General features: G+C 57.9%; 11 protein-coding genes. 7 read left to right on the top strand and 4 right to left on the bottom strand.

What is annotated here, in order from left to right:
• The first annotated feature begins 167 nt into the window (after positions 1–167).
• Positions 168–1097: a hydrogen peroxide-inducible genes activator gene (locus tag ACW17M_RS00635; RefSeq protein ID WP_022521096.1), complete on the top strand. Its 930-nt coding sequence runs from the start codon at positions 168–170 to the stop codon at positions 1095–1097.
• Positions 1094–3172: an ATP-dependent DNA helicase RecG gene (gene recG / locus ACW17M_RS00640; protein ID WP_027958725.1), complete on the top strand. Its 2079-nt coding sequence runs from the start codon at positions 1094–1096 to the stop codon at positions 3170–3172. The genes ACW17M_RS00635 and recG overlap by 4 nt, the downstream gene beginning before the upstream one ends.
• Positions 3173–3181: 9 nt before the next feature.
• Here recG and yccS read toward each other — a convergent pair whose 3' ends face one another.
• On the bottom strand, positions 3182–5386 hold the full coding sequence (yccS, locus tag ACW17M_RS00645) for a YccS family putative transporter (RefSeq protein ID WP_342584568.1): 2205 nt from the start codon (positions 5384–5386) through the stop codon (positions 3182–3184).
• Positions 5387–5557: 171 nt separating this feature from the next.
• Between yccS and ACW17M_RS00650 the strand changes: the two genes are divergently transcribed.
• The 5 genes from ACW17M_RS00650 to ACW17M_RS00670 all read left to right on the top strand — a co-directional run bounded on the left by ACW17M_RS00650 (position 5558) and on the right by ACW17M_RS00670 (position 10579).
• Entirely contained in the window at positions 5558–6376 is an 819-nt protein-coding gene (locus ACW17M_RS00650) for a DUF3100 domain-containing protein (protein WP_027958724.1), read from the top strand.
• Positions 6363–6857, top strand: coding sequence for an ABC transporter ATP-binding protein (locus tag ACW17M_RS00655; RefSeq protein ID WP_041157428.1), 495 nt, complete (start codon positions 6363–6365; stop codon positions 6855–6857). The genes ACW17M_RS00650 and ACW17M_RS00655 overlap by 14 nt, the downstream gene beginning before the upstream one ends.
• 10 nt (positions 6858–6867) lie before the next feature.
• The gene (locus tag ACW17M_RS00660; protein WP_041157427.1) at positions 6868–8025 is read left to right on the top strand and encodes a M20 aminoacylase family protein; all 1158 of its coding nucleotides are present in this window, start codon (positions 6868–6870) and stop codon (positions 8023–8025) included.
• Between the two features lie 101 nt (positions 8026–8126).
• Positions 8127–9029 (top strand): NAD(P)-dependent oxidoreductase, encoded by a 903-nt coding sequence (locus tag ACW17M_RS00665; RefSeq protein ID WP_009286303.1) that lies wholly within the window; start codon positions 8127–8129, stop codon positions 9027–9029.
• Positions 9029–10579: an aldehyde dehydrogenase family protein gene (locus ACW17M_RS00670; protein WP_342584567.1), complete on the top strand. Its 1551-nt coding sequence runs from the start codon at positions 9029–9031 to the stop codon at positions 10577–10579. Before ACW17M_RS00665 ends, ACW17M_RS00670 begins: the two co-directional genes overlap by 1 nt.
• On the opposite strand, the gene ACW17M_RS00675 is transcribed toward ACW17M_RS00670, so the two are convergent.
• The 3 genes from ACW17M_RS00675 to ACW17M_RS00685 form a co-directional block, all read right to left on the bottom strand.
• Positions 10558–11505, bottom strand: coding sequence for a LysR family transcriptional regulator (locus ACW17M_RS00675; protein WP_457546732.1), 948 nt, complete (start codon positions 11503–11505; stop codon positions 10558–10560). The genes ACW17M_RS00670 and ACW17M_RS00675 overlap by 22 nt on opposite strands.
• A gap of 78 nt (positions 11506–11583) precedes the next feature.
• On the bottom strand, positions 11584–11940 hold the full coding sequence (locus ACW17M_RS00680; protein WP_022521104.1) for a hypothetical protein: 357 nt from the start codon (positions 11938–11940) through the stop codon (positions 11584–11586).
• Positions 11940–12212, bottom strand: a complete 273-nt coding sequence (locus tag ACW17M_RS00685) for an HU family DNA-binding protein (RefSeq protein ID WP_007112276.1) — start codon at positions 12210–12212, stop codon at positions 11940–11942. The genes ACW17M_RS00680 and ACW17M_RS00685 overlap by 1 nt, the downstream gene beginning before the upstream one ends.
• Positions 12213–12314 lie beyond the last annotated feature (102 nt).

Below are 12314 nucleotides of genomic sequence, written 5' to 3' on the forward strand. Positions count from 1 at the left end.
CAACGATGACATTGAACCGAGATATTGTCGGTTGAGAAGACCGACGGCAGAGCTTGCTTGTCCTTTTCCGTCTCGCTGACTGTCATGATGCAAGGCCTTGCATACATCACTTTTTTCATACAAGCCCTAGTCACGAGCTGCTACGAGAGGATGCCACTGGCACCGCTATGACTTTAACAGAACTTCGCTACATCGTAACCCTTGCCCAGGAGCGTCACTTTGGCCGTGCGGCGGAACGCTGCCACGTTTCACAGCCCACGCTCTCGGTGGCGGTGAAAAAGCTGGAAGAAGAGCTCGAAACGCCGCTCTTTGAGCGTTCCAAGTCCACCGTCCAAGTTACCCCGCTGGGTGAAAAAATCGTCGCCCAGGCCCAGCGTGTGCTGGAGCAGAGTAGCCTGATTTTTGAGCTCGCCAGTGCGGGTAAAGATCAGTTGGCCAACCCGCTGCGCATTGGGGCGATTTACACCATTGGGCCCTACCTGTTTCCTCATCTAGTGCCTGCCCTGGCGAACGCGGCCCCGCAAATGCCTCTTTATATTGAAGAGGGCATGACCGGTACGCTGCGCGCCAAGCTAAGAAGCGGTGAGCTGGATGTGATTATTGTGGCATTGCCGTTTACTGAAACCGATGTGGTCACCAAGCCAATCTACGACGAAGCCTTTGAAGTTCTCATTCCCGCTAACCACCCATGGGTCGAGCGGGAAGCGATCAATAAAGAGGACTTACTCGAAGAGCGCCTGCTGCTGCTCGGCGAAGGACACTGTTTTCGCGATCAAATTCTGGAAGCCTGCCCGGCGATTACCCAAAAACTCAACAGCCCCAACAATACGCTGATCGCCGAAGGCGGGTCGCTGGAAACCATTCGCCATATGGTGGCCTCTCGATTAGGTATTACGGTGCTGCCGCAGTCTGCGCTGGGCACCGACCAGTATGAAAATGCCATGCTGGCCAGTCGGCCATTTGTGGAGCCAGCGCCGTCGCGCACCGTGGCGATCGCCTGGCGGGCGAGCTTTCCCCGTCCTAAGGCTATTGAGGCGCTGATTCAGGCGATCAGCCACTGCCGCCAACCTACTAAAGCCGTTAAAAGCGCCCTATGAGTGATCTTTCCGCGCCCATCACCGCTCTGAAGGGCGTAGGCGAAGCGCTGGCGCTGAAACTGGGTCGATTGGGTATCGAGCAGGTAAGCGACCTGTTGTTCCACCTGCCGCTGCGCTATCAGGATCGCACGCGGCTTACGCCTATTGGCCTGCTGCGTGCAGGTCAGGAGGCGGTGATAGAGGGCGAAGTGACCGCTTGCGACGTAGTCAAAGGGCGCCGCCGCAGCCTGCTGGTGCGCCTGCGTGATGCTAGCGGTATTTTGAGCCTGCGGTTTTTTCACTTCTCACCGGCCCAGCAGCAACAGATGCGCCCAGGTGCGACCGTGCGCGCCTTTGGCGAAGCGCGGGCTGGGGCGACCGGTTTAGAGATCTACCACCCGGAATACCGGCTCAGTGGCGGTAGTGAGACCCCGGTGGAGGAGTATTTCACGCCTATTTATCCCACCACCGAAGGGTTGAACCAGCCGCGGCTGCGTGCTCTGGCTCAGCAGGCGCTCGGTTTACTGGACAGCGCCCCCGAGGCCTTGCCCGATGTAATACCCGATGCCCTGCTTCAACGCTTTCAGTTGCCAGGCCTACACGCCAGCCTGCACTTGCTGCACCAGCCGCCTCCCGATGTGAATATAGAGCAGTTGACCAGTGGCCAGCACCCGGCCACTCGGCGGCTGGCGCTGGAAGAGCTGCTCGCCCACCAACTAAGCTTGCGCGAAGTTCGCCTGCGTATTCAGGCGGATGGCGCACCGACGCTACCCTCTGGGCGCAGTCTGCAGGCGCGCTTTTTGGCCCAATTACCGTTTGCCTTAACCGGTGCCCAGCGTCGCGTTCTGGAGGAGATCAGCCACGATTTAAGTCGCCCGGCACCGATGCTGCGGCTGATCCAGGGCGATGTCGGCTCGGGAAAAACCGTGGTCGCCGCCATGGCCGCGCTGAGCGCCCTGGCGGGCAACTGCCAGGCGGCGATCATGGCGCCGACTGAAATCCTCGCTGAGCAGCACTACCGCTCGTTTAAAGCCTGGTTTGAGCCGCTGGGGATCGAAGTGGCATGGCTGGCGGGCAAGCTCAAAGGCAAGGCGCGGCTGGATGCTAAAGCGGCGATTGCCGATGGGCGTGCGCGTATGGTGGTGGGCACTCACGCACTGTTTCAGGACGACGTGCACTTCCAGTGCCTGGGATTGGCGATCATTGACGAGCAGCACCGCTTTGGCGTGCATCAGCGCCTGGCGTTACGCGAGAAGGGTGAGGCGGGCGGGCTAACCCCACACCAGTTGATCATGACTGCCACGCCGATTCCGCGCACTTTGGCCATGAGCGCCTACGCGGATCTGGATGTTTCGGTGATCGACGAGCTACCCCCCGGCCGTACACCGGTAAAAACCGTGGTGGTGCCCGACGAACGCCGCCCTGAAGTGGTTGAGCGTATTCGGCTGGCCTGCAGCGAAGGTCGTCAGGCGTATTGGGTGTGCACGTTGATTGATGAATCCGAGGCGTTGCAGTGCCAGGCGGCCGAGGTTACCCGCGATGAGCTAACCATAGCGCTGCCCGAGTTGGCGGTGGGCTTGGTTCACGGGCGCATGAAGTCGAGCGAGAAAGCCGAGGTGATGACCGCCTTCAAAGCGGGGGAGCTGGATTTGCTGGTGGCTACCACGGTGATCGAGGTGGGAGTGGATGTACCCAACGCCAGCCTGATGATTATCGAAAACCCCGAGCGTCTGGGGCTTTCCCAACTGCACCAGCTGCGCGGCCGGGTAGGGCGTGGCAGCACGGAAAGCTTCTGTGTGCTGCTCTACCACCCGCCGCTGTCGAAAAGCTCCCGCCAGCGCTTGGCGGTCATGCGCGAAACCACCGATGGCTTCCGCATCGCCGAGAAAGACTTGGAAATCCGCGGCCCCGGCGAAGTGCTCGGCACCCGCCAAACCGGCCTTGCGCAGATGAAAATTGCCGACCTGGAACGCGATGCCGACCTGCTAGAGCGGGTAACGGCCATGGCCCAAACGCTGCAGGGCAGCCCAGATGTTACCGCTGTCCTGGTGCGCCGCTGGCTTGGCGAGGCGGCAGGGCGCTATGGGCAGGTGTAGTTAGCTTGGTTAGACGCTAGCGGTGCTTGGCGTATGCTCTTCACTTCCCACCAGACGATTCGCAGCTTCACCCAGCGGGGCGAGCTGCTCGGTAATAAGGCGTAGCTGGCTTTGGATAGGGCGGTAGAGCGTGACGGCTTTTTCATCTGCTGATAGCGCACTTTTCTCTTCTAGCTGGGCTAATAACTCGGCAGCTTGATCCGCTAGTGGCTCAATCGACTGGCGCTGGTTTAATCGCTCGGCGATTTGTCCCAGCAGCTCACCAATACGTTTTGCTACCGGCACTAGCGTGGCATCGTCTTCATCGTCTGCCAACTGGTGGCGATGGGCGCCCAGTGCAGAGAGGTGGCTGAGTAGGGTATTGGAGAGCACCAGAAAGCGCAGCCCGTTGTCCGCGTCCAGTTTCCGGTAATGCCCCGGCTCATGGAGCATATTGGTGAGCAGGGTGGAGAGCGCTGCATCGGCGTTATGGGCATTGCGCCGCGCCAGGCGATAGGCCAAGTCATCCTGCTTGCCCTCCTCGTACTGGTGGATAATCTCCTCCAGGTAGCGGCGGTGGTTATTGAGCGCGTTGGCGGCTTCGCGATAAAGCCTGCGACCCTGCCAGTCGGGCAGAATAAAAAACACCGCTAAGCCGGCGATGAGTGAGCCAAGCAGGGTATCGAGCAGCCGCGGTAGGATCAGGTTATAGCCGTCGCCTACCTGGTTGAAGCTGCACAGCACGAGCAGGGTGATAGAGGCAGTAGCGATTACATAGTGTTTTTCGCGGTTAGCGAAGAACGAGACCCCGGCGGCCACGGCTATCATGCTCTGCACCAGCGGGTGCGGAAAGAGGCTGATCGACGCCCACCCTACTGTCAGGCCCAATATCGTGCCCATTATCCGTTGGGACAAAAACCGCCGTGTGGTGGCAAAGTTGGGTCGGCAAACAAACAACGTGGTCAGCAGAATCCAAAAGCCCTGCTCGGGGTCGATCCACTGCATCAGCCCATAGCCGGTCGTGAGGGCAATGGAGAGCCGCACTGCATGGCGAAAAGTGGGGGAGCCGAGAGTAAAGTTTAGGCGCACCCGCTTCCACGCTTCCTGCAGACTCGACGGCGAGCGGTCATACAGCGAACTGTCGCGCCGCTCATCGCTGACGCCGGGGTTGTGGGCGCTGGCGAGCTGGTTTTCCAGGGTGGCCAGGTTCTCTGCCAGCGCGCTCAATGGGTAAAGCAGTGGGAGCCACTCGGGCTTGCCACGGCCGCGCAGGTTCTCAATCGAGGCGTGCAGGTCAGCCAGCGCTTCTTCACTTTGCTGATGATCAAACGGCCTATTGAGTAGCAGCGATTTGGCTAGCTGACGACAGGAGCGCCCCTGTTGATCCAGCAGCCGCTGGCAGCGAAACAGCACATCGTGGTGGAAAAAGGCTTTGCTGAGCGCGCTGTAGGGGTAATGGGTGGAGCTGGCGCGTTCGTGAATATCCTGGGCAATAAAGTAGATACGCAGGTAGCGGTTGAGTTTTTGGTCGCCGCGCTGGCCTTCCAGCCGCCTAAAAATCATCTCTTTGGCTTGATTGAGCGCAGCGACGACTTTGCCGTTCTGGCGCGCCAAGGCCACCCGGCGGGCTTCCACATCGACACCGCGCACCGGTTCAAACAGCGCCGATTTCAGTATCAGAAACTCACCCAGCGCTTTGTACACCCGTGCCATGCTCTGCTTGACCGGTTGGCGCGAAAACAGTGCGCACCACACCACCGAAATTAGCCCATACCACACCGCTCCAGCCAACAGCAGCAGTTGGCGCGCCGCCACGTCTTCATCCACCCCGCCGTGCTGCTCGATGTTGATCATCGAGTAGATCGAGAGTATTAGCGTGCCGGAAGCGATGGTGGCATAACGCTGTCCGATTGCTCCGAGCATAATCAGGCAAAAGGTCGAAAGCCCCAGGCCCACTACAAATAGCCACGGCCAGGGAAATAGCCACTGCACGATAAAGGAAGCTGACGTAAAACACACCAGCGTTACCAGCAGCGCCTGAAGACGGCCTTGCCAGCTGTCGTCAGTTTCAGACAGCGCGCAGGCGATAATGCCGAGAAAAAGCGGAATGACCAGCGCTACATCGCCCATTAAGCCGCTAAATAGCAACGCACCGCTGAACGCTATAAAAACGCGCAGACTGTAGGCGAATTTATCGAGAGTCCAAAGGCGCCGTAGCGGCAAAGATATGGGCATAAAAGCTCTTATAGATGGTTGTTAGACTTTAGTATAAATGCGTAGGCGTTGGATGTCGCTACTCAGCACTCAACGTTTGGGTGTTCTAAAAAATAGCGCACTAAAGCCCTATGATTGAAACAGTAACCTTTCGATACTCGGAGTGACTCTAAAAAAAACAGGGACACTCCTATGGATATCAAACTGCTGCTGGACTGGCGTCTTCACCTTACGGTGATTGTGACGTCGATGTTTGCCGAGTGGGTCGGCATCGTACGCATCCCCCTCGGGCCTGGAACACTGTTGTTATTACCGCTGCTCTATGCCTTTGTGATTGGCGTTCTGTTCAACCCTCATCTTTTTTCGGCAATGGGTAAGGTCATTCCCAAGCCGGTCAGCAATGCGGCTGGCCCGATTATTCTAATCGCCATCCTGCCGTTTATCGCCAAATTCGGTTCCACCATTGGCCCAGCGATCGAGCAGATCATCGCCGCCGGCCCTGCGCTGATTCTCCAGGAATTGGGTAATCTGGGCACCATGCTCATAGCGCTCCCCTTTGCAGTATTAGTCCTCAAAATGGGACGTGAAGCGATCGGTGCCACTTACTCTATCGCCCGTGAGCCCAATATTGCCATTATTTCAGATCGTTACGGGCTGAGAAGTCCTGAAGGTATCGGCATTATGGGCGTTTACGTAGTGGGCACCATGTTCGGTACGCTCTACTTCGCCTTAATGGCGGGCTATATCGCCTCGCTGGATATTCTCGATATTCGTGCTTTGGCCATGGCCTGCGGGGTGGGCAGTGGCAGTATGGTGGCAGCGTGTTCAGCAGCTTTAGCCGAAGCGGTACCCGCATCCAAAGACGAACTACTCGCCTTTGCCGGGGCAAGCAACCTGCTTACCTACGCCACCGGTCTGTATATATCGCTATTTATCGCGCTACCGATCACTGAGTGGATGTACAAGCGCTTAAAAGGCTCGCGCCAGGAGGTTAGCCATGAAAACTCATGAGAGCCCAATCGATCAGTTCGATGCTGAGGCGTTAAAAGAGCTACGTCCCGAAAATCAGCTAGGCAAAACCGCGTTGGTACTGGCGGCAGTGTGTGTGGCGGCGTGGTTTAGCAATATCGTCAACGGTTCACCTTTATTAGATGCGCTGCCCGGCATGTTGATTCTGTATGCCATGGTCATTATCGGCTTGGTGGTTGGGCGGTTTTGCCCTTTTTACCTGCCCAGCGTGGCCTGGGTGTCGCTGGTGAGTATTATCGCGACGCTGCCGTTCTTCCCGGGTAATGGGTGGATCATCGCACGGTTGGCCGAGGTGGATTTCCTGGCAGTGGTCACGCCGGTATTGGCCTACGCAGGGCTGGCGCTTACCGGTCGTGAGTTTGCCATGTTCAAGCAGACTGGCTGGAAGCTGGTGATTGTGGCCCTGCTGGTCTTTACCGGTACCTTTATTGGCTCTGCTGTTGTCGCCCATGTGATGCTTTAAGGATAAGACGATGACTGCTTCAGTAGACTTACCGGATCACGCAGAACTAAAAGCGTGGCGCCATGATTTTCACCAGCACCCGGAAACGGCTTTTGAAGAGCACCGCACCAGCGCACGCATTGCCGAGCTGCTGACTGAGTGGGGCTTTGAGGTAACCACCGGGATTGCCGGAACGGGTGTGGTAGCCGCGTTGGATGGTCAACAAGGTGAAGGTAAAACCATCGGCCTGCGGGCCGATATCGACGCCTTGGATATTCGTGAAGAGACTGCGCTTGCCTACGCGTCGCAAACGCCGGGCAAAATGCACGCTTGTGGCCACGATGGACACACCACCATGCTGTTGGGCGCTGCCTGGGCGTTAAAGCAGCAGCCGGATTTCAAAGGCCGGGTGGTGTTCATCTTTCAACCCGCCGAAGAGAACGCAGGCGGCGGGCGGGTGATGGTTGAAGAGGGCCTGTTTGAGCGCTTTCCCATGGATGCCGTGTACGGCTTGCATAACTGGCCGGGTCTGCCCGTAGGCGTCGCCGCGGTGCACGATACCGACGTCATGGCCGCCTTCGATATCTTTAGCCTGACGCTGACTGGCAAGGGCTGCCATGCGGCGATGCCCCATTTAGGTACTGATACGGTGTTGGCGAGCTGCCAACTGATCAGCCAACTGCAAGGGCTGGTGAGCCGCGAAACGCCGCCAGACAAATCTGCCGTGCTGAGTATTACCAGTATTAACGCGGGGGATACCTTCAATGTGATTCCCGAACAGGTGGCGCTTCGCGGCACGCTGCGCTGTTTTGATATGGCGCTTAAAGAGCACTTGGAGGCACGCTTTAAGCAGGCGATTGCCAGCTTGGCAGAGTTTCACGGCTTAACCGTTGAGCTGGATTACCAGCGCTGCTATCCCGCCACTATCAATACCCCTGAACATGCCCAGCACTGCGCCTCGGTGCTGGAAAGCTTACTCGGCAGCGACAATGTGGTGCGCAACCCGCCGCCCAGTATGGCCTCTGAGGATTTCTCGTTCCTGCTGGCCGAGCGCCCAGGTGCCTATATCTGGATGGGCAATGGCGAGGAGTCTGCTTCGCTGCATAACCCCCGCTATGACTTTAACGACGCTTTGCTGCCGCTGGGCACGCGCTACTGGGTGGAGCTGGTAAGGGCGTTACTCGTCTAAATTCCTGACTTAATACACGTTATTCGCTCTCTGATGCCCTCTGGGTAGGGGAGCGTCTACCCGGAACATAGCGTCTTCATGACGTTTAAAGGAGCTTTACTATGTCTTTAGTCACCACCCCTTTATCGATTACCGTCATTGGTTTGGGGCAGATGGGCGGCAATATGGCGCTCACCCTCAAAGCAGCAGGGTTTGAAGTAACGGGTAGCGATGTATTTGAGCAAGCGCGATCGCGTCTTGCTGCTCAAGGACTAACCGTTGTGGCTCCCGAAGAATTACCCGCTAGCGACGTTTACCTGCTGTCGTTGCCCACCTCTGCCCATGTGCGTGAGGTGATCGAGCAATCGCCAGGCCTGCTTGACCTTGCGCCGAAAGGTAGCGTGATTGTCGATACCTCCACCAGTGACCCCGCCGTGACGCGTGAACTGGCCGAAAAAGTAACCGCAGCGGGCCTTCTATGGTTGGATGCCCCGGTCAGCGGCGGCCCGAAAGGCGCTGCCAGCGGCAAGCTAGGGATGCTGTTAGGAGGCGATGTCGCCACCATTGAGCGGGTATTGCCGATGCTGGAAGCCATGTCGGCCAAGCGTACCCATGTGGGCGGCCCGGGCAGCGGCCATGTGGTCAAGCTTGCCAATAACTACCTGTGTGCCGCGCACTTGTTAACCACCGCCGAAGCCGTTGCTATGGCAGTCAAGGCGGGCGTTGACCCCGCGGCCTGCTTGGCGGGCCTTAACAGTGGCTCGGGGCGCAGCGCGGTCAGCGAGGTGAACTTCCCAGAGTGGGTGTTGAGTGAGCGTTTCGACTCAGGCTTTACCACCGGTTTGATGCGTAAGGATTTACGTTTGGCCCGGGATGCCGCTGAGCAACTGGATATCCCCTCGCCGCTGTTACAAGCCGTGGTCGATGCCTGGCACGCGAACCCCGAACAACCAACCGATAGCGATGACTTTAACCATATCACCACGCCGATATTAGCGCGTGCCAGCCAGGCGGAGGAGCAGTAATGAACGCACTTAGCCAACATGCCCAAGATCACCTTGCCACGCTACTCGAAGGTTTTGGATTAACGGCCACCACGCTGCTGAGCAACTGGGTTGATGGCGGTTTAGTGGCAGGAGAGGGGGACGTGATCACCCTGACCAATCCAGCCACCGGCGAAACGCTGGTGAGCTATCGCGATGCGGGTGCTGGACTGATTGAGCGTGCTACCCAAGCGGCACAGCGAGGCCAACGCGAATGGATGGCGCTAACCGCCAGCGAGCGTGGACGGCGCATGAATGCCGCCATACGCGGCCTGGCGGGCCATGAAGAGGCGCTGGCTCAGCTGGAAAGTGTGGTGGCCGGTAAGCCGATTCGTGACTGCCGGGCTGAAGTAGGCAAAGTACGCGAGATGTTCGAGTACTACGCGGGTTGGTGCGACAAGCAGCATGGCGAAGTGATTCCAGTGCCTACCTCGCATCTTAACTATGTGCGCCATGTACCTTACGGCGTGGTGGGGCAGATTACCCCCTGGAATGCCCCGATGTTCACCTGTGCCTGGCAGTTAGCCCCTGCCATTGCGGCGGGCAATGGTGTGGTGCTAAAGCCTTCCGAACTGACGCCCTTTTCATCGGTGGTGATTGCCAAGCTACTTGAAAGCGGCGGACTTCCTAAAGGGCTGATCAATATCGTCAACGGGCTGGGCAAGTCGACCGGCGCAGCGCTGACCGACCACCCTGCCATCAGCAAACTGGTGTTCGTGGGCTCTCCCCAGAGTGGTCGCATGATTGCTGAAGCGGGCGCGAGGAGGTTGGTGCCCAGCGTGTTAGAGCTGGGGGGCAAATCCGCCAATATTGTGTTTGCCGATGCCAAGCTGGATGAAGCTGTCGCGGGTGCCCAGGCGGCCATTTTTGCCGCCGCCGGCCAGAGCTGTGTGGCGGGCTCGCGGCTGTTGATCGAGCGCCCGGTGTTTGAGCAAGTCACCAGCCGTTTGGCGCGGGCGGCGGAACAGATTTCGGTGGGCCTGCCTAACGATGAAGCGACCCGCATGGGGCCTTTGCAGAATCACCGCCAATTTGAGCAGGTCACACGCATGATCGACGCGGCGGTAGCCGCTGGCGCAACGTTGTTAACGGGCGGTAAACGGCCAGAGGGATTACCTGCCGAGGCTCAGGGCTACTTTATCGCCCCTACCGTGCTGGTCGATGTCACGCCGGATATGGAGATTGCTCAACAAGAAGTGTTCGGTCCGGTGCTGGTGGCCATGGCCTTTGACAATGAAAATCAGGCCATTCAGCTCGCCAACGAGACCCGCTTTGGCTTGGCTGGCGCCGTTTGGAGCCAGGACGTAGCGCGGGCGCATCGCGTAGCCGGTCAGTTGCGAGCTGGCACGGTGTGGATCAATAGCTACAAGGCGATCAGCGTGATGTCACCGTTTGGTGGCTTTGGCGATAGCGGCTTCGGTCGCTCCAGCGGCTTGGATGGCCTGCGCGAATACACGGTGCCGCAAAGCGTCTGGGTGGAAACCGCCCCCGAAGCCAGCGTGGCGTTTGGTTACGGCAGCGGTGTTGGTTGATCGCTTAGCGCCGAGCCTGGAGCGCGAAACGCCTGCATCCAGCGCTGCAGGTGGCGTAGCAGCAGAATACTGGCCTTGGGCTGTTGGCGACCTACCCGCGTGACCATGTGGGCCTGGGAGCGCTGAAAAAGCGGATTATCGACCGGGCGCGCCACTAACGTACCGAGCTCTAAATCGTGGGCGACGGCAAAGGCGGGTAGTAGGGTAATGCCCATGCCGCTACGCACATACTGCGCCAGAATCACCATTGAGTTGGTATTCATCGCCATGCGCGGGGCTATGCGTGATTGCTGGAATGCTTGGTCGACCATTTGACGTACCCCATGAGTGGTGTCCCACATGGCCATGGGCTGGTCGCTAAGCTGGGTAAGCGTGAGCGGTGACGTTTGGCTGGTTAAGGGGTGGTTGGGCGATAGAATAGCCATGAGTGGCTGAGGAGTAGATGACCAGAAACGCAGCTGGGGATGGGTACGCTCATGGAACATCAAGCCGATATGACTGTGATCGCCGACAATGGCGTCAATAATGCCCGAGGTGCCTGCGGTATGGATATCGAGCTGAATGCCCGCATAGCGTTGGGTAAATTCATGCAGTGGGGATGCTACTAGGTCACTGACAAACCCTTCTCCGACGGTAAGCGATATCTTGCCGGTTTCCATGCGTTGGTACGATTCAAGTGACGCAATAAACCCTTCATCAAGGGCGCCGCGGCGCTCGCAGTACTCAAGCAGCATTTCGCCTACCGGAGTAGGCGAAATGCCGTCGCGCTGACGCTCCATAAGCGTCGCTCCCAAGGCTTCTTCCAGCAAAGCAATTTGCCGGCTTACCGCCGAGGGAGCAATATCCAAGCGCGCCGCTGCGCGGCGCACGGAGCCAGACTCAAGGGTAACGCGAAAGTAAACGAGGCGTTGATGAGGTATGTCCATCGATAGCTTTTATACCTCTACCTAGTTCAGCCTAAATTTATTTAATCTAAGCCGTTACCCTATGCCAATCGTAAACCGCTACAAATACTTGAGTAGTTTTTGCAGCTTATTCATATCGGCGGAATCACCCACTAAGCGCACGTCGCCGTTTATCATGCCGTCGAGAAAGGCCTGCTGTGTTGGCTTTTTGAGCACTTTCAAGGCGGTATTCTGATCACGGAAGCGTAGCTCAAGATCTAAGTCCACAGGCAGCCCTTTGCCGGTACTGATACTTTTCGGTGTCATCCGGTAGTGGCGGGCAATACTTAGATCTTCCGTGGCAATCCCCCAGTCCAGGCCGCGCATGCGTTCTAACTGTTCACGAAAGCGCGGCTTGCGGCGCAGGGCACGTTTGAGCAGTACGCCCAGTAGCCACAGCGTCAGCTTGAGCTTCATTAAGAAACGGCGTCCTTAAGTCCTTTGCCTGGCTTAAAGGCAACGTTTTTGCTGGCCGGAATCTGCAGCGGGGCACCGGTTTGCGGATTTTTGCCGGTACGTGCTGCGCGCTCACGTACCGTGAAGGTACCAAAACCAATCAAAGCGACATCTTCGCCCTTAGCAACGCTGTTGGTGATCTCATCCAGAATAACGTTCAGCACTTGGCCAGCTTTATCTTTGGATAGGTCGGCACTTTCAGCGATGGCTGCAGCGAGTTCAGGTTTGCGCATAAGGAATCTCCCCTTTTTAAAAGAAATCAAACATCAAACAAATGCATGTTGTTGGGTGCGTAGCCGATTAGGTTAGCTTCTCTAGCCTAGTCGTGAACGCGA

The organism is Vreelandella sp. 2A-K22 (assembly GCF_054065485.1).